The 20,994-nt window shown below is 43.8% G+C and carries 18 protein-coding genes; 9 read left to right on the forward strand and 9 right to left on the reverse strand.

The genetic code is table 11. The features are described 5' to 3' along the window. The first annotated feature begins 55 nt into the window (after window positions 1-55). The 5 genes from L3V33_RS07265 (at window position 56) to L3V33_RS07285 (ending at window position 5,112) form a co-directional block, all read left to right on the forward strand. A complete protein-coding gene (locus tag L3V33_RS07265) occupies window positions 56-1,537 on the forward strand; it encodes a DUF1214 domain-containing protein (RefSeq protein WP_237290101.1) in 1,482 nt (493 codons plus the stop codon). 119 nt (window positions 1,538-1,656) lie between these two features. Beyond that, on the forward strand, window positions 1,657-3,147 hold the full coding sequence (locus tag L3V33_RS07270; protein WP_054546224.1) for a DUF1254 domain-containing protein: 1,491 nt from the start codon (window positions 1,657-1,659) through the stop codon (window positions 3,145-3,147). Between the two features lie 103 nt (window positions 3,148-3,250). Beyond that, the gene (locus tag L3V33_RS07275; RefSeq protein ID WP_081008959.1) at window positions 3,251-4,189 is read left to right on the forward strand and encodes a LysR family transcriptional regulator; all 939 of its coding nucleotides are present in this window, start codon (window positions 3,251-3,253) and stop codon (window positions 4,187-4,189) included. A gap of 130 nt (window positions 4,190-4,319) precedes the next feature. Further along, window positions 4,320-4,868, forward strand: coding sequence for a DUF2975 domain-containing protein (locus tag L3V33_RS07280; RefSeq protein WP_054546226.1), 549 nt, complete (start codon window positions 4,320-4,322; stop codon window positions 4,866-4,868). A 10-nt stretch (window positions 4,869-4,878) separates the two neighbouring features. After that, a complete protein-coding gene (locus L3V33_RS07285; RefSeq protein ID WP_017054877.1) occupies window positions 4,879-5,112 on the forward strand; it encodes a helix-turn-helix transcriptional regulator in 234 nt (77 codons plus the stop codon). A 77-nt stretch (window positions 5,113-5,189) separates the two neighbouring features. Here L3V33_RS07285 and L3V33_RS07290 read toward each other — a convergent pair whose 3' ends face one another. Next, window positions 5,190-5,837, reverse strand: coding sequence for a glutathione S-transferase family protein (locus L3V33_RS07290; RefSeq protein WP_054546227.1), 648 nt, complete (start codon window positions 5,835-5,837; stop codon window positions 5,190-5,192). A 98-nt stretch (window positions 5,838-5,935) separates the two neighbouring features. On the opposite strand from L3V33_RS07290, the gene L3V33_RS07295 reads away from it, so the two are divergent. Beyond that, window positions 5,936-6,787, forward strand: a complete 852-nt coding sequence (locus tag L3V33_RS07295; protein WP_237290102.1) for a LysR family transcriptional regulator — start codon at window positions 5,936-5,938, stop codon at window positions 6,785-6,787. A gap of 146 nt (window positions 6,788-6,933) precedes the next feature. Here the strand turns inward: L3V33_RS07295 and L3V33_RS07300 are convergent, their stop codons facing one another. Both L3V33_RS07300 and L3V33_RS07305 read right to left on the reverse strand, forming a co-directional pair. Beyond that, window positions 6,934-9,048: a methyl-accepting chemotaxis protein gene (locus L3V33_RS07300; protein ID WP_237290103.1), complete on the reverse strand. Its 2,115-nt coding sequence runs from the start codon at window positions 9,046-9,048 to the stop codon at window positions 6,934-6,936. A gap of 402 nt (window positions 9,049-9,450) precedes the next feature. Next, window positions 9,451-11,241 (reverse strand): sigma-54-dependent Fis family transcriptional regulator, encoded by a 1,791-nt coding sequence (locus L3V33_RS07305; protein ID WP_237290104.1) that lies wholly within the window; start codon window positions 11,239-11,241, stop codon window positions 9,451-9,453. Window positions 11,242-11,596: 355 nt separating this feature from the next. On the opposite strand from L3V33_RS07305, the gene L3V33_RS07310 reads away from it, so the two are divergent. Continuing rightward, window positions 11,597-13,117, forward strand: a complete 1,521-nt coding sequence (locus tag L3V33_RS07310; RefSeq protein WP_016785531.1) for an aldehyde dehydrogenase family protein — start codon at window positions 11,597-11,599, stop codon at window positions 13,115-13,117. Between the two features lie 142 nt (window positions 13,118-13,259). Here L3V33_RS07310 and L3V33_RS07315 read toward each other — a convergent pair whose 3' ends face one another. From L3V33_RS07315 to L3V33_RS07335, 5 genes are all read right to left on the reverse strand, one after another. After that, window positions 13,260-13,997 (reverse strand): NUDIX domain-containing protein, encoded by a 738-nt coding sequence (locus L3V33_RS07315; RefSeq protein ID WP_237290105.1) that lies wholly within the window; start codon window positions 13,995-13,997, stop codon window positions 13,260-13,262. Between the two features lie 223 nt (window positions 13,998-14,220). Then, window positions 14,221-14,622 carry a hypothetical protein gene (locus L3V33_RS07320; RefSeq protein ID WP_237290106.1) on the reverse strand — a complete coding sequence of 134 codons (402 nt, stop codon included), beginning with the start codon at window positions 14,620-14,622 and terminating at the stop codon, window positions 14,221-14,223. Window positions 14,623-14,767: 145 nt separating this feature from the next. Next, window positions 14,768-15,100, reverse strand: coding sequence for a multidrug efflux SMR transporter (locus tag L3V33_RS07325; RefSeq protein ID WP_012601126.1), 333 nt, complete (start codon window positions 15,098-15,100; stop codon window positions 14,768-14,770). A gap of 160 nt (window positions 15,101-15,260) precedes the next feature. Further along, on the reverse strand, window positions 15,261-16,100 hold the full coding sequence (gene fghA / locus L3V33_RS07330) for an S-formylglutathione hydrolase (RefSeq protein WP_171314337.1): 840 nt from the start codon (window positions 16,098-16,100) through the stop codon (window positions 15,261-15,263). 154 nt (window positions 16,101-16,254) lie between these two features. Then, window positions 16,255-17,403, reverse strand: coding sequence for an S-(hydroxymethyl)glutathione dehydrogenase/class III alcohol dehydrogenase (locus L3V33_RS07335; RefSeq protein WP_017064961.1), 1,149 nt, complete (start codon window positions 17,401-17,403; stop codon window positions 16,255-16,257). Between the two features lie 752 nt (window positions 17,404-18,155). On the opposite strand from L3V33_RS07335, the gene L3V33_RS07340 reads away from it, so the two are divergent. Next, window positions 18,156-19,250 carry a type I restriction endonuclease gene (locus L3V33_RS07340; protein ID WP_237290107.1) on the forward strand — a complete coding sequence of 365 codons (1,095 nt, stop codon included), beginning with the start codon at window positions 18,156-18,158 and terminating at the stop codon, window positions 19,248-19,250. A gap of 80 nt (window positions 19,251-19,330) precedes the next feature. Further along, window positions 19,331-20,038, forward strand: coding sequence for an ion transporter (locus L3V33_RS07345; RefSeq protein ID WP_237290108.1), 708 nt, complete (start codon window positions 19,331-19,333; stop codon window positions 20,036-20,038). Between the two features lie 180 nt (window positions 20,039-20,218). Here the strand turns inward: L3V33_RS07345 and mpaA are convergent, their stop codons facing one another. Then, window positions 20,219-20,926 (reverse strand): murein tripeptide amidase MpaA, encoded by a 708-nt coding sequence (gene mpaA, locus L3V33_RS07350; RefSeq protein ID WP_237290109.1) that lies wholly within the window; start codon window positions 20,924-20,926, stop codon window positions 20,219-20,221. Window positions 20,927-20,994 lie beyond the last annotated feature (68 nt).

Consider the following 20,994-nt stretch of genomic DNA (forward strand, 5'->3'; position numbering starts at 1 on the left):
AAGGATGTTTTTTAAACAATTGAATGTTTCACCTTTACGAAGAGATATGCTCAACATGAAAAAACTTCTATTAGCTTCGCTACTCACTATCAGCACAATGCCTGTCTATTCTCAATCGTTTGATGATACCGACGACATCCTTGTTCGCGCATCGCAGATTGAAAACCTTGAATACAAAATGATGGTGCAACGTGCCACTCAAACGGCGATTCATTACATGCCAGCGGTTACTCAAATAGATTTTTTAAAAGCGACCCGCCGTGATTTGAATGGCGACTACAATGACGTGATTTACGTGAACGAACCTTTCGGATCAGAAAAGGGGTTCCTCCTCACTGCCAATGACACCACAGCTTATGCGTGGGCAACCACAACCTCTAAAAATGGCCCAGTCGTTATTGAAGTGCCTGCCGCGACTGACAAAGTGAATTACTTTGGCTCGGTTGTGAACCAATGGGAAGTACCGATCACGGATGTTGGCTACAAAGGTGCTGATGAAGGTGAAGGAGGCAAATATCTCTTCTTACCGCCAGGTTACAACAACGAGTTTGGTTCGAAGCTAGCGCTAGAAAGGCAAGGTTATCTGGTATTTGAAACCGACACTTATCTGTATGGTTTTTCATTCAGACCATCGTTAACGAATGGTGCGACAGATTTAGATGCGGGTAACTATGCGAAGAAAATCAAAATCTACAATCTTGTTGATGCTGAAAACCCACCCAAAACAGACTACTTAGATGCAACGGAAGTCGCGTATGACAGCCTCCCGTATTACAACGAGACGTTTTTTCAAGACATCAATGACGTTATCCAAGAGAACCCGGTCAGAGCTCAAGACAAGGCGATGGCGTCATTACTAAAAGATCTCGGTATCGAAAAAGGTAAAAAATTCGACCCAACAGATGAGCAGAAAAAAGCGATACGTGAAGGTGTCTTGATGGCTTATGCGCACATGCAGTCGAAATTTGTAGAACCTGATCAGACGGTGAGTGCGTTATGGAAAGATGAAAATGGCGAGCCTTTGTCGCAATGGTCCTTCTGGAATTTTGGCCCTCAAGCTCAGCTTGGTTTCCCCTTTGTGGATGAAAATGAGGTGTTAGTCGATAAGCGTGCAGCATCTTACTTCTACGTCACTTACTTGCCGAAGCAATTGGGCGGTTCAACCTTTTATTTAACGGGCTTACGTGATTCAAAAGGTGAGATGCTAGATGGCAAAGCGACATACAAGCTTAATGTGCCAGCCGACACGCCTGTTGAGGATTTTTGGTCAGCCATTGTTTACAACATGGAAACCAAAAACTTTGTTAAAGGAGTCGACCGAGTAGGACTATCGTCTAGAAATGCAGACACGATGAAAAAGAATCCAGATGGTTCTTATGATTTGTACTTCGGCCCGGAAGCGCCAAAAGGACAAGAGGAAAACTGGGTTCCTACCGGTGGTGAAGATTACTTCTTATTGTTCCGACTTTACCGTCCAACATCGAAGACGTTCTTTAAAAACTGGATGCTAGAAGACATGGAAAAAATCAGTGGCTAACCAGCAATAAACGCTAACCCGTTTCTGGAAATAAATAGCCTAGAGCGTGACACCTAAGCGAAGAATATCAATTGGTGCGGCCTAGGCTATGTGAATCAAATTTAACAAGAGAAATTATTATGAAAAAATCGATTATTGCTACGTTGCTGATTACTTTAGGTTGTTCATCTGTGGCGCTAGCTGAGCCTAAATTCAGCGCACAAGTGCCAGAGAGCATCATCACGCCAAATAAGGTTGAGTCTACCTATCTAGGTGAACTGAATTATACCGATGGCGCACCGACAGCCGAAACACACACCAAGGTTCAAAATTTCGTTCAAGTATCCAACGCCGTTCGTGTTTTTCTATCTGGCATCCCCGTTGCTTCAATACAAGGACTATTGTTGGGACATGAAAGCATCGGCATGAAACCTAATCAAACCATCGCAATTTCTGAAGATAATCTAGACGCGAATAGCCTTTGGTTAACAGCGAACACGACCACACCGTATATCACATCAGAGATTGATGTAAGAAATGGCCCAGTCATTCTGGATATTCCCACTCCAGTGCTTGGCTTACTCGACAATGCTGCGTTCAAATATGTAGACAGAATTGGCGTGACTCACCCAGACAACGTCGCTAAATCAGGTAAGTACTTCGTTCGCCATTCTTCGTGGAAAGGAGAAGTGCCAGAGGGATACATTGAGATTGTTAGTGAAGGTTATCAACATTGGTTGTTACTGCGCCTTGTGAGCTCTCCAGAAGAGATGCAAGAAAGCATTGAAACACTAAAAGCGACCACCAAGCTTTACCCGTATGGAGAAGAAGATAAGACAGAGTTCATGAACATTTCAGGTGTTGACTACAACACCATTCACGCTATGGACGCGACGTTTTACGATGAGGTAAATGCTCTAATTCAGTACGAACCTACTGCTATTTTTGATGCTGAATGGTTGTCGCTAGCCAAAGATATTGGGATAGAAAAAGGCCAGGAGTTTGCTCCTAATAAACGCATGCAGAAAATACTGTCGGAAGCGGCAAAAATAGCAACGGCTGAAGCACGTTCAACCTACTTCCATCCTAAAGAAGAAATGTTCCGCTACGATGATAGACAATGGTTTACTCCGCTAGTCTCAGGCCATGAATTTAAAGATGCGAATGGCGTGATTGACTCGGATATGCGAGCAACTTTCCACTTCATGGCGACGGGGATTACCCCTGATATGGTGACAAAAACTGTAGGCAAAGGGTCGGATTACTTATTGGCGACACGTGATGCAAACAAGGAAGTACTGGATGGTAGTCAACATTACACGGTGACACTGCCGCCAAATGCACCTGTAGAGAAGTTTTGGTCATTTATGATCTACGATAACCAGACGCGTTCTATGTTAGAAACGGATCAAAAGTCTGCGGGTATTGATGGTTTGAGTGACAGTATTCAGAAAAATGTCGATGGTTCTATAACCATACACTTTGCTCCCAATGCACCCAAAGGAATGGAAAATAACTGGGTTCAAACGACGGAAGGTAAGGGTTTTAATATCATCTTCCGCATGTATTCACCGACAGAAAAGTGGTTTGATAATTCATGGAAGCCAAGTGATTTTGTTAAGATAAAATAGAAGGCATAGTAAGTTTGAATGCACCCTATAAATGGGTGCATCTTTTCATGTTAAGGTTATTCAACGTTTAGCACTGTCATTGTTCAATCTAGCTAGAGGGCTTATGCAAAAAGATATTTCATATCAGTTGAATCGAGTCGACTTAAATCTACTGGTGGCTTTTGATACGTTGCTTAAAGAACGTAATGTCACCAATGCTGCTAAGGCGTTGTTTGTTTCGCAGTCAGCCATGAGTCGGAGCTTAAAACGTTTGAGAGAAACGTTCGATGATCCTCTCTTCATTCGAACATCGACAGGGCTGACACCGACAGCTAAATCCTTAGAGTTAGGCAAAGAACTGCAACACATTCTTCCGCAGTTGAGTGCGTTATTTCAGCGTAATCAATTTGATCCCCGAGAATGCAATGATACGTTTTCGATCTCCCTGCCTACTTTTCTGGGCAGTACCATTCTTCCTAATTTGGCTTTAGAGCTATTTGATGAAGCTCCAGATGTGAACTTGATAGAAATGGCAGCGAAAAGTAATCCTTATGATTTGCTCGATAAAGGGAAGTTAGATTTTGCTATTCATTATTCGAGTTCGCTAGATCAAAAATACCAAGCGACAAAGTTAGGAACCATTTACCCCAAACTGTTTGTTCGGAGAGACCATCCTCTAGTAGGAATAAACGCTACGTTAGATGAAATCATGCGATACCCGGTGCTCGCGATGAATGTAGAAGAAGACCACAAACAAGCATTTAACACCCCTCTTCAGCAAATATTGTTAGAGCTTGAAAGCAATAAACGACCAAAACTTAGAAGTACTCAAACTCATGTGTTAATGGAGATTGCATCTCGCTCAGATGCGGTGATTTTTGGTATGAACGCGTTGAGTTCACTACCTGATTTCGATAGTCGGTTTGTGGACATTTACGATTTCGTAGACAGTAAACAATATCACGTAGATCTCTATTTGTTGCAGCATCAACGTACATTTACATCCGCTTCGCATCAGTGGATAGCGTCACGATTTAGTGGGTTGTTGGAAAATATACTCTGAAAATAAAATAGCGAATAGCTTCTTTGTTAAATGCTAATCAATAAAAAATTATCGAAAAACGATAATTTTTCATTGATTAGCGTTTGTTTTGATCTTAGTATCCTCCTGTCAATTCAACAGGAATATAAGTATGTCTAACATCCAAAAACAAAGCCGACGCGTACGTATGCTATTGCAATCCCTTTTTGTACTTACCCCTATAATGGTGTGCTACTTCTGGCTAACAGTTGAGACTCCCTATGACTTTATTAGTGCGACGGGCATTTTTTATCTTACCTACGACATCGGGTATTTCACGATGTTGCCGCTTACTATGACAACAAGAATCGTTGCTGCGTTCACAGGCTTATTGATGTCCAGCATCCTTATGTACGCACTGATGGTTCTGATACGTTTATTCCGTAACTATGAGCGAGGTGAAATCTTCTCTTTAGAAAACGCAATGTCCTACCAGAAGCTCGGATATAGCCTGTTTTATTGGGTATTAGGTTCAGTTATCTATGGTTCATTGATGTCAGTGATTCTGTCGTTCAATAATCCACCAGGTGAACGTATCTTCGAGATTAGTTTTGTTGGTATGGACTTTTTAACACTGATATTGGGTATAATTATTTTGATCATCTCATGGGTGATGAAAGAAGGTTATATTCTGGCTGACGAACATAGCCAAACCATTTAAAGGACTTGTCATGACTATCCGCATTAATTTAGACATTATGATGGCCAAACGAAAAATGCGATTGAAGACATTGGCAAAAGAAGTTGGGATTACTGAAGCCAACTTATCAGTATTAAAAAATGGTAAAGCTAAAGCGGTAAGGCTATCGACACTCGATAAGCTGTGTGAAGTTTTAGAGTGCCAACCTGGTGATATTTTGGAGTTTGAACCGAATGATCATCAAGACAGCGTTGCTGAAGAGTAGCCGGTAAGGAAATCGCTTTCTAATTATCTAATAATGAATGAGTCTCGATGCCCTTATCGAGACTCATTGCTAACTATTTATACAGGCTTGCCTGCCTCGTCCTCTTCAACAACATCGGTTTCTAAGCTCGCTTCTGCTAGCCATTTTTGTATTGATGGACTGTTAAGCACGCGTTGCTGATACTGTGATGCCTTCTTTGAAAGTTTGATGCCATAGGTTTCTACGCGTAGCGCCACTGGTGCAAACATCGCATCGGCAATCGACCATTCACCAAACAACCATCCCTCTGGGTACAGATCCATTTGCGCTGACCATATTGCATCGATACGAGCGATGTCTTTCAGTGCATCTTCACTGAGTTTTAGCTTTCGTTGTGCGCGGCAATTCATTGGCATTTCATTTCTGACGGCAAAAAATCCAGAGTGCATTTCTGCGGAAATAGCTCGGGCATGGGCGCGTTCTTTCACTGAGCTAGGCCACGCTGCACTGTTCAAGTGGGCGTCGTTAACGTATTCGAGAATCGCCAATGAATCCCACACCGCAACGTCACCATCAACTAGGGTTGGAACCTTGGCCGTTGGTGTCACTTTAGCCAGAGTGTCGTAGAAATCAGAGGTGAAAAGCTTGAGCTTAATGACTTCGGCATTGAGGTTGTAGTTGTCGAATATTAGCCATGCGCGCAGTGACCAAGTTGAGTAGTTTTGGTTTCCAATATAAAGCTGCATCGTTGCTTCCTTGCGTTTGGTGGGTATGCTTTTGAGCTTAGGGGATTGTATTGCGAGGCACTAACGGATAATTTTGATGCAATACATTAATAAAAACGATGGGTGGTGATTTCGATATGGATATTGATGCGTTGCGAGGCTTTCTCGCGTTTGTGGAAACCAGCAGCTTCACGCGTGCCGCGAAGCAGATCAACCGCACCCAATCGGCATTCAGTGCTCAGATGCGTAAGTTGGAAGAAGAACTCAACGTCACTCTTTTCCAAAAAGAAGGACGTAATTTAATACTGACTGAAGCGGGCTTAGCGCTGCGTTCTCATGCTGAACAGTTGGTCGCCCTTCACAATACCGCGCTTAAACAAGTAAAGCGTTATGAAGACAAACAGCCCTTAAGATTAGGTTGCCCTGAAGATTACAACGACACCATTCTTCCGAAAGTGATTCGCCTGTTACAGCAAGCAGAGCCTACGTGCTCAATCCAAATATTCAGCCTGCCCAGCATTACGCTGAGAGAGTGGTTGGATGACGGCCGTTTAGATGCCGCAATTGTCACTCGAGCGCCCGACAGCGAAGAGGGGTATTGGCTGACTCATGATGTCGGAGTGTGGATTAGCAGCCCTGAGTTTGTATTTGATGGTTCCAAGCCTGTTCCATTAGCCTTGTTTCAAACGGACTGTAAATATCATGCGGCGGCGGTGAATGGTTTAACTAAGCAAGGTACGCCTTATCAGTTGTTGGCGTGCAGTAACACGGCTTCTGCGCAGCGAGCAATTGTTAAAGCGAGTTTAGCGATTGGTGCTATGGGTAAGCTTAGCGTGACTCCGGATTTGAAAATTCTTGGAGATATGCCGCCGTTACCCTCGGTCGATATTGTGCTGATCTTAGCGAGCAAACATCACCCGGTGTTAGACAAAGAAGTGCTCAATCAACTTGTGGAATTAGAGTCTGATTAGTTTTGTTCCGTAAGATTTAATAGATGAACTGCAATCGATGAGTTTGGAGCTGAGCGGGAATTAAGAAATGAAGAGGCCGAAAACATTGTGTTTCTTAGAAAACATGGTGTTTCTCGGCCTTATTTTTATGGAAGACTGAACGTGCGTTAAGAGAGCTTAAACTTACTCAATTCACCGTGCAAATCTCCGGCTTTCACTGTCAGCTCATTACTGATTGCTACTGATGATGTCATGGTGCCCATCACTTCCACAGCGGTGTCATTGATGATCACTACATTGCGGTTAATCTCTTCTGATACTGAGCTTTGCTCTTCAGCCGCGGAAGCAATCTGATTGTTCATGTCGTTGATCACTTCAATCGCTTGGTTGATTTCCGACAAGGCGAGATGTGCTGCTTGGGTTTCGCCTTTGGTGTCATTCGCTTGCTTCTGGCTTTGCTCCATCAATATCACGATAGATTGAGTCTCTTGCTCTAGGCGAGCCAGCATCGAGCGAATCTCTTCTGTCGAGCCTTGAGTGCGATTTGCGAGGTTACGTACTTCATCTGCCACGACAGCAAAGCCTCGTCCTGCTTCACCCGCACGTGCAGCCTCAATTGCGGCATTGAGCGCAAGTAGGTTGGTTTGTTCTGCAATACCACCAATCTCGCTCAAGATGCCTTGAATAGCAGTACTCGAATCGACCAAATTTTGCGTTTGTTGCTGTGCGTCATTGACCTGAACAGCCAAGCTGTCTACAGCGCTGGCGGCATTGTCCATGCGTGTCATGCCATTAAGGCTGTTGCTTTGTACTTGGCTTGCTGCTGCGGCTGCTTGAACGGCTGAGCTTGCCACTTCTTGCGCAGTCGCACTCATTTCATTAATGGCTGTGGCAAGTGAGTTCACCTCGTTAACCTGAGAGTTCAACTGGTCACGTGAAACTTCAGCACGAGCTTGGCCTTCTGTTGCGTTTTTATCTACTTGGTCGGCCGTTACCATCACGGTAAGTAGCATCTCTTGCATACGAGATAGGAAGGTATTGAACCAGTGTGCAAGCTGAGCGGTTTCATCTTTTCCTTTCACTTCAATGCGGTAAGTTAAGTCGCCTTCGCCTTGTGCAGCATCTTTAAAACGCTCTACTAAATTGTTTAGAACCTTGCCCAGAGAATTGGCAATGAATGCCATTGAGGCAATACCTAGAATAGCTGCGATGATCCCCGCCCACACACCTTTTTCAAGTGCTTTTGAATTCTGTGCATCACTCCATTGCGTGTAGTCGTCGACGCTTTTTGTAAGGTGACTACTGGGAACGGATACCATGACTACCCATGGCGCATCACTCGTATCAATGGCTGTTATTGCGTACTCATCGCCGCCGAAATTAACAAGGCCTGCACCTTCTCGTTTAGCGATAGATTGAATTGTCGACCATTCGGATTCCAATTCAGAAGAGACTCTTTTACCCACCATGTTTCCAGCTCGGCTGTTGGCGAGAGTTATGCCTTTCCATGATGTAATAAGGATTTTTCCTTCGCCATCAAACAAGTTACGTGCAAGCAATTCACTTTGGCTTTGAAGCTCGAACAAAGACAAATCAAAGCCAATTGAGCCAATGATTTTTCCGTCTTGTTTGATTGGTTGGCTGATGGTAGTGATGAGCTCTTGCTTACCGCGAACTGGATAGAAATAGGGTTCCATCACAAATGTCTTACCGGTTTGGTATGGCATTAAGTGCCAGTCGTCTTTGCGCTCACCGTTGCTGTTAAGTTCGGTATTGCTGAAACTCTCCATTGCGACGGCATCAAAGCTGTTCTGATCATTTGGAGAGAAGAAAGGCGCAAGGTAGCCCTGACTGTTAAAACCTAATTCGGTGTCCAAGCTGATCTCGTTATTCAGATCGGTTTGTTGTGGCCAAGTCTTGTTCTCCCACACCATGTAACCCGCAAATACAGCTTTGTTTTGTGCTTCCAAGGCGGCAGTAAACTGTTTAACGATAAGGTCTGCGCTTGCGTTGGTTTCTGAACTTAACTCGATAATAGATCGTGCTTGCTTAAGGTTTGCTAGTACAGGGTCAAGTTGGTTGGCAATGTTTAAACCTTGTTGAATGGCTGTGTTTTGCAAATCTGTCGTTGTGGCTTCTGTCAGCTGCGTCTTTACTTTTTCAGTGACTTGTTTGTTCACATCGGTAAATGCGCTGGTGGTCATGCCCATTGCGATCAACAGAGTGAAAGCCATTGCTCCACCTGCACTCACCGCAATTCGCGTACGTATACTGTTAAACATATGATCCCTATAGCCAAATATTGGTAATTTCCCAGAGATTTTAAACAAGATAAGTGAATGGAAAATTCAAAATAATGAACATAAAAAGAATAGGGTGATCAAAATTATAAATAGGATTGCATAGTGCTCAGATTTATATCTTGCAGGCGGGTTCTATAAGGTAAGTAAATGGCCGTTAGTATTTCATTAGCTATTTGTATTCATTGATCTTTTAAATTTATTAATGATATTTATTTGTCGGTAAATCAAGAGGTTGTAGTTTGAGGGTGTCCTGAATATGGATTACTTATTACGTGACTTTGCTCACACTTTAATTTGGTTCGAAGCACAGTATGTCCACTTATAAAGTGTGTGTTTCTACTTTGGGTGCTCAATCAGAGCATCCAAATCATTGTTCATGTTTTATTGAAGAATCCCCAAGCTCTTTAGCTTTCTATAAATGGTATTGCGGCTGATGCCGAGTATTCGCGAAGTCTTACTGATGTTGCCTTGGTTCGCTTGATACGTTTGCAGTAAGGTTTCTTCAACGGTACTTCTTAAATCGCTATTCGTTGTGTCTTTGATGGTATTAGGAGTCGTCAGTTGATGCTGATTATCTTGCGCTAATGACGTGAGGTGTTGAGCGAGGTGACTCGGTACGTGCTCTAGTGTGAGTATTGCTTCATCACTCGCGAGTAGGGTGGCGACCTTAAGTAAATTGTCTAATTCACGTATGTTGCCCGGCCAAGAATAGGCGCACAGTAAGCTCATTAAGTGCGGGCAGATTGTTTGCTCATCTTCGGCGTATTTACTATGAATGTGCTCGATTAAGGCGTGCTTATCTTGTCGGTGTTGCAGGCTTGGTAAAGTGAAGGCTAAGCCGTTCAGGCGATAATAAAGATCTTGTCGAAACTCTCCTGTCACAACTAACTGTTCTAGGTTTTTATGCGTGGCAGCGATGATCTGACAATCGACTTGGTAGCTCTGATTTGAGCCAACAGGGACGACTGACTTATCTTGCAGAACATGCAGCAATCGGCATTGAGCCTCCAATGGCATGTCGGCAATTTCATCGAGAAACAGAATACCCTTGTCTGCTTGGCGGATCTTACCTTGGAAACCTTTGTGGCTTGCGCCCGTAAAAGCCCCCGGCGCGTAACCAAACAGTTCGGATTCGATAAGATCTTTGGGTAGCGCACCGCAATTCACCGCTACTAAGGGCGAAGATTTACGCTGGCTTTGTTGGTGTAATGCTTTAACAAATTCGCCTTTTCCGACCCCTGTTTCTCCTAGGATTAATAGGCTGATCCCTTTATCAATAACCTTATTGGCTTGTTGCCAAGCGTGTTCTATTTGTTGTTCGCCATGGTGCAGATCACACGATGCTGAAATGGAGCGCGTGCGTTTGGTGGTTGGTTGCTTGAGGTGTTGTTTCTCAAACACAAAGGGCGTGTCTAATGAGGTTCGGTTGAAGAGGGTATCGATGCATTCGCCGACGATTGAGGTTTGATCCAGCAGCTGAGAGGCGACTTGATTGTGCGCCACTACCTCACCAGCTTCATTGGCTATCACTATCCCTTGCCAACCACTGTGCAGTAGTGATTTCTCACACGCGAGGTCAATACGAGTGGTACCTTGCGGGATGTGACTCAGTAGCTGATTCTCAACGAGTTGAACCATATTTTGAACCAGTAATTGCACCGAACTGTCGTGCTGTTGCTGCTCACTGGTGATGTCCAATATGCCAACCATTTGGCCTTGGTGATCGAACACCGGACTTGCTGAACAACTGATAAATCGATGCTGGTGGATGAAGTGCTGCTCACCAATGATAGATACTGGCTTGGCTTCAACAATCGCAGTGCCAATCGCGTTGGTGCCTTTAAGTTGTTCCTGCCAACACGCTCCTGAGCTGAGCGCAATTGACGTCAGCTTCTCTTTAAACCGCTCTTGTCCCCAACTCGCCAGAATCACGCCCTCAATGTCCGTCAAAATCAAACGACTGTCGGTACGAGCAAACATCTGATTGAACAAAGGAAGAGCATTACGTTCGACGATGTGAATCAAGTCAGATGATTGATGACGTCGCTGTTTAAGAATCGATTGTGGCAGGCGAATGTCTTCGGGGAGTCGTCTCTGTTTTAGACCCGCTTCTGTGCTGCGGTGCCAAGAGGATGAAAGCCAATCTGAGGTGTTTGCTTGTTGAAGGTGCATGACTGTTCCATGTCGTAACAGTGAGGGTGTGCCAATTTGGAACAGTTGAACACTGGAGTGGTTTCCATACGTCCGTTCAATGCCAACTCACTTAGGGTTGTAAACGTTTGGTAATCATAGTTTTACAATTTATTAACAACAAGTTTTGAAGTTCTGGCGTGTGATTTGCGTTGTTACTGTTGTGAAGAAAACACGAAGTATCAGTGTTTTAAACAGAAAGCATAAACATGGTGGCTCTCTTCTTACGAGCTTTCTTCTCTCGAGATCTCTTCTCAAGGGAAGCCGCCATGCTAGCTCGACAACATAAGCTCAATAACGAATGAGCAACGACTAAAAATCTAAGAAGGATCTAACTATGATTTACGCACAGCCGGGTAGTGATAACGCAGTGGTTAACTTTAAAGCGCAATACGATAATTTTATCGGTGGCGAGTGGGTGAAGCCTGTCAGCGGCGAGTATTTTGATAACACTTCCCCAGTGAATGGTCAGGTGTATTGCCAAGTGGCGCGTTCAACCGAGGCGGACATTAGCTTGGCACTTGATGCCGCGCATGCTGCTCGTGCTAGTTGGGCTTCGACCAGTGTGACTGAGCGCTCCAACATCCTGCTTAAAATTGCCGACCGCATTGAAGCGAACCTTGAAGAAATCGCAGTCGCCGAGACGTGGGAAAACGGCAAGCCTGTGCGTGAAACCTTAGCAGCAGACATTCCTTTGGTTGTCGATCACTTCCGTTACTTTGCGGGTTGTATTCGAGCGCAAGAAGGCAGCGCAGCTGAGCTCGATTCAAACACCGCGAGTTACCACTTTCCAGAACCGATTGGTGTGGTGGGGCAGATCATTCCTTGGAACTTCCCTATCTTAATGGCGGCTTGGAAATTGGCACCAGCACTTGCTGCGGGCTGTTGTGTGGTGATGAAGCCAGCCGAGCAAACACCGACATCGATCTTAGTGATGATGGAAAAGATCGCCGATCTTCTACCTGCAGGCGTCGTCAACATCGTGAATGGTTTTGGTAGCGAAGCAGGCCAAGCATTAGCAACTAGCGATCGTTTGGCTAAGTTGGCGTTTACTGGCTCAACTGAAGTTGGACATCATATTCTGAAATGTGCCGCAGAAAGCTTGATTCCATCAACGGTTGAGCTTGGCGGTAAGTCTCCAAACATCTATTTCCCAGATATCTTTAACCATGAAGACGAATACCTCGATAAGTGTGTCGAAGGCATGCTGCTTGCGTTCTTCAACCAAGGTGAAGTGTGTACTTGTCCATCACGTGTGTTGATCCATGAATCGGTGTACGACAAGTTCATCGCCAAGGTGGTCGAGCGTGCTCAAACTATTAAACAAGGTAACCCGTTAGATACTGATACGCAGGTTGGCGCACAAGCCTCTAAAGAACAGTTCGATAAGATTCTTAGCTACCTAGAAATCGGTCGTCAAGAAGGTGCGAAAGTGCTAACAGGTGGTGAAATTGCGCAGCAACCAGATGATCTCGGCAACGGTTACTACATTCAGCCAACCATGCTGGAAGGGCACAACAAGATGCGTGTCTTCCAAGAAGAGATCTTCGGCCCTGTTATCGCTGTAACGACGTTTAAAGATGAAGCAGAAGCGCTAGAGATTGCCAATGACACCGAATATGGCTTAGGTGCAGGCGTGTGGACGCGTGATGCAAACCTAGCGTATCGCATGGGGCGCAACATTGAAGCGGGTCGTATTTGGGTGAACTGTTACCACGCTTATCCAGCACATGCCGCGTTTGGTGGTTATAAGAAATCAGGCATCGGCCGTGAGACACACAAGATGATGCTCGACCACTACCAAAACACTAAGAACCTGTTGATCAGCTACGATACTAATCCGTTGGGCTTCTTCTAATACAGGTTCGTTCTAAAAGTATGAGAATGAATCATGGGTACAAAGAATAACTAACAACGCAGTTGGCTTAATTAAGAAAAATAAAAAGTGAAAGCAAAACGCCCAATTCAATTGAGTTGGGCGTTTTTATGTTTGAATTGGTCTAGCTTTTCGAAAAGAAGATCTCGGGCTTATGGACAGGGCCATAGTTGCCTTCTAGCTGAGTGAGCTCTAAACCTTGCTTTCCGATCAGAGTACCGACCAACTGGCGGTTAAACGGGTAGCTGTCGGGGTTGTTAATATACTCTTCAACATCAATCCATTTAGCTTCTGCAATTTCATCAGTGTCTTGAATCGCGATATCTTGAGTTTGAGCGATAAGGTGACAAATAAAGTAGAGGTTTGATTTACCGAATTGATACGGGTGTCTTGTCGCCATGCCAACCACCGAAACGAACGTGGCTTCGATACCGGTTTCTTCCAATGTTTCCCGAACCACAGACTCTTCTATGCCTTCACCCAATTCAATATGGCCGCCAGGTAACTTGTAGCCAGTCATACTGTGCTCTTTAATCATCAGCACTTGGTTATGTTCGTTGGTGATCAACGCGCCAGCGCCCAAGGTGTGGGTCGGAATGAAAGGCACAAATTCTACCATCTCGGATTTATGAATCAGTGTAATCTCGTCTTCTAAGCAGTTGTGAAACACGAAGCCTAGCTCAGTCGCTCCCGGAATAAGGTGCGAGACTGAAATAGGCAAACTAATCCAAATGATACCTTTGTTATTTTGCTTTGAAAATTCGGTGATCTCGCTAAGTTCGGCATTGAATGAGTCAGCATCGTGAGGGGCTGTTGCTGGGTCGATGATGATGCCGTTAAATTTGTCGAGCGTAAATTCCACGGGTGATCCTTTATTATTTTTGATTTATAGGGAGTCGAGCATAGGTGGAGCTTATAACATCTTAAGGGCTTATAAAACCTGCTCTGCTTGTAGCATTTTTAAGAGTACGGCAGTCACGGGTGAAAGTGGAAAGGTAGGGAAGTGTAAAGCGGGCGGCTTGAAACAAAAACTGCGCTTGGAAGCCAAAGCGCAGTCTGAAGATGAATCTTATCTAAGGTTTACTCTAACGAATATAGTTTGCATCAACACTTACGTACCAGTGCTGAAGCTTGCCGTCAGATTTTTTGATCCACAAATCGTTGGTGTAGCTCTCAATCTTGCCGTTAACCGTTAAATTGAACGTGTTCTCATCGAATTCGCCAAGTTTCACGAATTGGTCTGTGGTAACTAGGAACGGGTCCATATCGTCCACGCCAACCACATCTGAAATCACATAGTAGTGGTAAGTCAGCGGCTTGCTCGCATTATTCGGGTTGCTGCGGTACGCCACAAGCTTGAACGGTTCCGTTAATGGAACATCGAGCGTTTGCTTGTCCATGGTCGCTGGAATTGGGATAAACAGCCAAGCAGTAAACAGACCGCTCAGTAAAACCATCAGGAAGAAAAGAGTCTTAATTGCTTTCATAGCAACCTTCAAAATAGGTGATGTTGAAGACGCTATGGTAACAGGTTTGATTTGTTGATTGTAAGAGTATGAATAAGTGAAGGCGACACCTGTCTGTTAGGAAGTTTGAATGAATTGACACACTGTTCATAAGTCACTATCTACACTAGTGCGAGTGACCTTGAGATAGGTTGATCATCACAACACCTGCTGCCACAAATAACATACCAACCCACACCATAGTATCGAGGTGCTGGCGGTAAACAAATGTAGAAATCAAGCTCACGGTTACGATAGCCAAGCCCGCCCATAAAGAGTGAACCACACCTACAGGCATCCCCTTCATGGCTTGGCTCAAAAATAGAAATGCCGCCAAGTGTCCTGAAATCACCAATAGAGCAGGGATGGGTTTAGACAAACTGAAACCGTCGGTTGCTTTAAGTGCTACGTGAGAAAGTGCTTCCGCCATCACGCCCATCATTAAGAAAAACCAGCTCATAGTCGTACCTTTTAGTTGTATTGTTTTTTTTGGTATAGCGGAGTGTTTGAAAGAGTGAATCGTTGTTGCTGCTATTGAGGTACAGCGGGCTCGCCTAAATAGCAGGCACAAAAAAGCCCACACCTCACGCTTTTGCAAGGTGTGGGCTAAATCGGTGTGACTACTTGTTCAGATAAGCTGCGTGGAACTCAATGTGTTCATCAATAAAGCTAGAGATGAAGAAGTAGCTATGGTCGTAACCTGGCTGCATACGTAGCTCTAAATCGGCATTGGTTATCTTAGCGGCTTCGACTAATTGCTCAGGCTTAAGCTGTTCAATCAGGAAGTTATCGGCTTCGCCTTGATCAACCAACATTGGCAGCTTAGTGCCTTTGGTTTTTAGAAGCTCAGACGCGTCGTAATGTTTCCACTCTTCAATATCTAAGCCCAAGTATTGGTTGAATGCTTTTTGTCCCCAAGGGCATTGCATTGGGTTGGTGATTGGGCTGAATGCGGAGATAGAACGGTAGCTATCTTCGTTCTTGATGCCAATCGTTAGGGCACCGTGTCCGCCCATGCTGTGACCTGAAATGGATTTCACAGACGTCACTGGGAAGAAAGATTCAATCAAAGCTGGGAGCTCTGTTACCACGTAATCGTACATATGGTAATGGCTGTCCCATGGTGCTTGAGTGGCATTCACATAGAAGCCTGCACCTTGGCCGAGATCGTAGCTTTCATTGTTGGCAACGCCTTCGCCGCGCGGGCTAGTGTCAGGGGCAACAATAGCAATGCCTTGCTCAGCCGCAGCTTTGAACGCGCCGGCTTTTTGCATGAAGTTTTCATCGGTACAGGTTAAGCCTGATAACCAATACAAAACAGGAACTGGGTTTTCTTTACTTGCGTTAGGCGGCAAGAAAATCGCAAAACGCATGTTGCAGTCAAGCGTTGCAGAAAAGTGGGTGTATTGTTTGTGCCAACCACCAGCAACCTTTGCTTGGCTAATGTTTTCGATTGTCATCTATTGTGCTCCGTTAGGTTGATGGTTTGGGGAATAACGTGTCTATATCATCTAAAGTTTCACCACCCACCGGGCAGGAGGTGGTGAAGACAGTTTGTTGCTTTTCATTTATAGCTTTGGCCTCGATGCTCGAAAGAACCGAGGCCAAGGAGAATTACTTATCCATGTGTAGAACAGTACGGATAGATTCACCTTTGTGCATTAGGTCGAATGCTTCGTTTACGTCTTGTAGACCCATAGTGTGAGTGATGAACTCTTGAAGACCAAACTCACCCGCCATGTAACGGTTTACGATTTCTGGAAGCTCAGAGCGGCCTTTAACACCACCGAAAGCAGAACCACGCCATACACGACCAGTCACTAGTTGGAATGGACGAGTTGCGATCTCTTGACCTGCACCTGCAACACCAATGATGACTGATTCGCCCCAACCTTTGTGGCAGCACTCAAGTGCTTGACGCATCACGTTTACGTTGCCGATACACTCGAAAGAGTACTCAACACCACCGTCTGTCATCTCTACGATAACGTCTTGGATTGGCTTGTCGAATTTAGTCGGGTTGATGCAGTCAGTCGCGCCAAGCTGTTTTGCTAGCTCGAATTTGCTCTCGTTGATATCTACACCGATGATGCGGTCAGCACCAGCCATGCGAGCACCAATGATTGCAGAAAGACCGATACCACCTAGGCCGAATACAGCAACGTTGTCGCCTTTTTCAACTTTAGCTGTGTTCAATACAGCGCCCATACCCGTTGTTACACCACAACCTAGAAGACAAACTTCTTCAAGTGGTGCTTCTTTGCTTACTTTCGCTAGAGAGATTTCTGGAAGTACAGTGTACTCAGAGAAAGTAGAGCAACCCATGTAATGGAAAATTGTTTCGCCATTGATAGAGAAGCGGCTTGTACCGTCTGGCATTAGGCCTTTACCTTGCGTTTCACGAACCGCTTGGCATAGGTTAGTTTTACCAGATTTACAGAACTTACATTCGCCACATTCAGCTGTGTAAAGTGGGATAACGTGGTCGCCAATCTCAACACTTGTAACGCCTTCGCCGATCATCTCAACGATACCGCCACCTTCGTGACCAAGGATTGAAGGGAAGATACCTTCTGGATCGTCACCTGATAATGTGAATGCGTCAGTGTGACAAACACCAGTAGCAACGATGCGAACTAGAACCTCACCAGCTTTAGGAAGTTGTACATCAACTTCTTCCATTTTTAGTGGCTCGCCAGCTGCCCAAGCAACCATTGCTTTTGATTTGATATGCGTTTGACCAGGTTTAATTTCGATTGTCATTGGATGCTTCCTATATATGTCAGTACAGCGGATAACTGTGCAATTAGCTTCAACCCGTTAAGAGTAGTTGAGCTTAATTGTTTCCGCTCTCTCGTTTTGTTGGAGCTAGTATAGGTGTGAGTGCATGTTTTGATAATCCCCTTAAATAGAAAATGATTATTACGTATTTGTAATAATAGGCGTATTCAGAGGAGTTCGAAGAGGGGGAGTTACTCAGAAAATGTAAGAACATTCTGGGTAGCTTTCTATGGAAGGCACTAATTGGAAACAAATAGGACGTAAGTTAATAGCCTATGTGATTTGGTATGGTGGTCATCAACTTGTTTTTTACTTCGGTGAGTCATTGAGTTTGTTTAGTAGATGGTAATGCAGTTCGTAGATTTAGCCTATGTCGATCCATATCTAAGTAGGTTCACCCTACGGAAATTGAGCCGCCTAACGTTCGTTTAGATAGGCCTGTGAAATATTCCGTATGACTAAGCTTGCCACTTATTTGTTGGTCTTAAGGCGTGTTCTCAGAAAACTGGCTTATCCACGACTTCGAAACAAACGCATTTAGGCGTTTAACTATGGTCTGGTTGTCTAGTTTAAAACTACTAATCACTACCATGTTTAAAGAATTGTTGTTCTTATGAACGAATTTTTTTGCTCATAGTTCTTAAAGCCTACTTTTTTAATGGATTTATAGAACAATTTTTTCCTTTTGGTATGATATACAAATAAATTATCAAAAGACTAAGAAAGGTAAGGCTATGGATTTCATCGAAAGGCTACAGGGGCTATCTAAAAAAATAGTTCAAGTTGGCGCAACATTAGAAACAGAAGAAGCAACTAAGAACGCATTGATTATGCCATTCCTACACTCAGTTCTTGGTTATGATGTTTTTGACCCAACAGAAGTCGTCCCTGAGTTTAATGCTGATACAGGTACTAAGAAAGGCGAAAAAGTAGATTATGCGCTGCTTAAAGATGGTGAAGTTCAAATCTTGATCGAATGTAAAAAATTCGGAGAGAAGCTATCGACTAAACACGCCAGTCAACTGTTCCGTTATTTCTCTGTAACGAACGCTCGTATCGCTATCCTTACGAATGGTGAAGTTTATGAGTTCTATACAGATCTCGATGCTCCAAACAAAATGGACGAGAAGCCATTCTTAACGTTGAATATGTCTGATCTCGATGAGCATATTGTTCCAGAGGTTAAGAAGCTAACTAAATCATCTTTTGATGTTGATTCTGTTGTCGATGCTGCGGGGGAGCTTAAATATCTAAATCAAATTAAGAAGGTTCTACAAGTACAGTTTAAGAACCCAGAAGAAGATTTTGTAAAATTTTTCACATCAAGAGTTTATGATGGTGTTCAAACTGCAAAAGTTAAAGCTCAATTTCTTGAAATCACCTCAAAAGCATTAAAACAGTTCCTTAACGATAGTATCAATGATCGTTTAAAGTCTGCGATTGGCACTAATGAAGAAGTTGCAATTAAGGCGCAAGCGCCAGTTCAATCTGTAGTAGATACAGAAATCACACTAGAGCAAGGCGAAGAAGATAAGCCAAGGGTTGTTACGACTGAAGAAGAAACGGACGGCTTCAATATTGTTAAAGCCATTCTACGTGCAAAATTAGATGTTTCACGTATTACGGCAAGAGACACGCAAAGTTACTTTGGTATTTTGCTCGATGACAATAACCGTAAACCTTTATGTCGTTTACACTTTAATGCGAAACAAAAATATATTGGAATTACTGGTGAAGATAAAAAAGAAACTCGCCACCCAATTGAAAGCTTGGATGATATCTACAGCTTATCTGACAAGTTGCTAGATAATGCAGCTAGATTTGAATAAATAGAGCAAGGGAGGTTTGACCTCCCTTTTTGTATATGAAATATTTTACGTTACCTCGATACAACGCTATAGCTATCGTTATGGCTGTAATACTGGCCTTTTTTAGTAGTTATAGTAACTCAGCTCTTATACATGCTTTAAATTGGCTAGTCGTTGCTTACTTTTTTCTTGAAGCATTTTTCAAGATCAAAGAACAAACTTGGCGAAAATACATCTCGACTTTTGGCAATAAATTTGATTTCTCGATAGTAATGATAAGTTCGATCTTCTTGTTCTTACCAAATGAAGCTCTTGGAAGCGTTATCTACCTAAGAATTTTCAGAATAATATCGCTTATAAAAATTGTCAGACTTATGCCAAATACTGAGCATATTGTTAATGGTCTTATAAGAGCTTTAAAGGCATCCAAAGCTGTTTTGATATTGCTAGCTGTGCAGTTGCTGTTTTTCTCGCTATTAGGTTTTACGCTGTTTTCTAATGTAATTCCTGAGTACTTCGGTGATCCGTTGCGTTCAATGAATACTATCTTTGGAATTTTTACGATAGAAAACTGGGGAGCGATACCAGAAGCAGCAAAAGAACTCAACCAACCTTATGCTTATTATGCTGTAAATACATTTGTTATAGTGGTTTTAGTTTTAGGTGGCTTTATTGCACTTTCTCTTGCTAATGCTATTTTTGTAGATGAAATGGCAAGTGATAACAACGATAACCTTATGGAAGAGATAGCGGAACTTAAGTCAGAACTAAGCGAAATCAAGGAGTTGTTAAGAAAGCCAAATGATTAGCTATCAGCGCCACTAGTTGAGATAGTCCACTTAAAGTGTTTTTTGATAAGCAACTAGTAAGGTCAGATTTCAATATCCTATCGGAATCTGGCTTTTTATTTTTACCAAAGTACCGAATGTATAGCGATACTTGGTGCGTGCAAAAAATATTAACTCGTTTCTATTCACTGATAAGTATATTTAAACCCTCTCACACCCCAACACCGCCACAAACGCATCCAAATATTTCTCGATAGTCAGATCCGCAGAAACGGGTGGTAGCTCCACGGTGATGCACGGTAGGTTTCTTTCTTGGCACCAAGTGCCGAATGAGCCTGGGGTTTCGTAATCGACGTCTTCGACAAGTGGTAGGTTGAACTGTTTACCCAGCCAAATGGCGAGTTCAGATTGGGTTGGATCGTCGACCATAGCGAGTGGTTCGTGGAAAGAGATGACGAACTTGGGTTGGCGCTGTTCGATGAGGTTGATAAGCGATTGCACTTCTGGTTCAAGTTGGTCGGCTTGTCCCGTTTTTACTTTTACATCTCTGACTGGGGTGTGAGAACTCCAGCGATAGACGGTGCCGTTTTCTGTCCAGTTCTGAGTTGGAAAGGCGCGGTTCAAATCGACTTGATTTGCGTTGGCGCGAGTGCCTAGTTGATTGCCATCTGGGTTCATCGACAGGATCACATCGTGTCGTAAGTTGGCGGCAGGCAAACTTCTTAGGGCGCAAGACAAACCTGCGATAGATGCGGTTTCATCACCATGTGTGCCTGCTAAAATTAGCCCGCGAGATTCGCTTTCTATTTGCGCGGGGAAGTAGAGCAAGGGTGCGCCCAACACCGATTTTCCATATGACAGCGGCTTTATCGAAAACGCAGCTCTTTCCGTTCTTGGAATTAAACTCACCTTAATCTCCTGATTGATCAAGTACTATCAAATAGTCACTACTATTTAGATGACCTCTATTAAATAAA

Origin of the sequence: Vibrio sp. A2-1 (assembly GCF_021728355.1) — a bacterium.
Taxonomy (GTDB): Bacteria; Pseudomonadota; Gammaproteobacteria; order Enterobacterales; family Vibrionaceae; genus Vibrio; species Vibrio splendidus_K.

Bases quoted from the DNA above. Each gene is read 5' to 3' on its own strand.
- L3V33_RS07290 (WP_054546227.1), bottom strand. From the start codon at position 5,837: ATGCAGCTTTATATTGGAAACCAAAACTACTCAACTTGGTCACTGCGC.
- L3V33_RS07305 (WP_237290104.1), bottom strand. From the start codon at position 11,241: ATGCACCTTCAACAAGCAAACACCTCAGATTGGCTTTCATCCTCTTGG.
- L3V33_RS07320 (WP_237290106.1), bottom strand. From the start codon at position 14,622: ATGAAAGCAATTAAGACTCTTTTCTTCCTGATGGTTTTACTGAGCGGT.
- L3V33_RS07345 (WP_237290108.1), top strand. From the start codon at position 19,331: ATGGCTGTAATACTGGCCTTTTTTAGTAGTTATAGTAACTCAGCTCTT.
- L3V33_RS07335 (WP_017064961.1), bottom strand. From the start codon at position 17,403: ATGACAATCGAAATTAAACCTGGTCAAACGCATATCAAATCAAAAGCA.
- L3V33_RS07300 (WP_237290103.1), bottom strand. From the start codon at position 9,048: ATGTTTAACAGTATACGTACGCGAATTGCGGTGAGTGCAGGTGGAGCA.
- L3V33_RS07265 (WP_237290101.1), top strand. From the start codon at position 56: ATGAAAAAACTTCTATTAGCTTCGCTACTCACTATCAGCACAATGCCT.
- L3V33_RS07340 (WP_237290107.1), top strand. From the start codon at position 18,156: ATGGATTTCATCGAAAGGCTACAGGGGCTATCTAAAAAAATAGTTCAA.
- L3V33_RS07275 (WP_081008959.1), top strand. From the start codon at position 3,251: ATGCAAAAAGATATTTCATATCAGTTGAATCGAGTCGACTTAAATCTA.
- L3V33_RS07285 (WP_017054877.1), top strand. From the start codon at position 4,879: ATGACTATCCGCATTAATTTAGACATTATGATGGCCAAACGAAAAATG.
- L3V33_RS07280 (WP_054546226.1), top strand. From the start codon at position 4,320: ATGTCTAACATCCAAAAACAAAGCCGACGCGTACGTATGCTATTGCAA.
- L3V33_RS07295 (WP_237290102.1), top strand. From the start codon at position 5,936: ATGGGTGGTGATTTCGATATGGATATTGATGCGTTGCGAGGCTTTCTC.
- L3V33_RS07310 (WP_016785531.1), top strand. From the start codon at position 11,597: ATGATTTACGCACAGCCGGGTAGTGATAACGCAGTGGTTAACTTTAAA.
- fghA (WP_171314337.1), bottom strand. From the start codon at position 16,100: ATGACAATCGAAAACATTAGCCAAGCAAAGGTTGCTGGTGGTTGGCAC.
- L3V33_RS07270 (WP_054546224.1), top strand. From the start codon at position 1,657: ATGAAAAAATCGATTATTGCTACGTTGCTGATTACTTTAGGTTGTTCA.
- L3V33_RS07325 (WP_012601126.1), bottom strand. From the start codon at position 15,100: ATGAGCTGGTTTTTCTTAATGATGGGCGTGATGGCGGAAGCACTTTCT.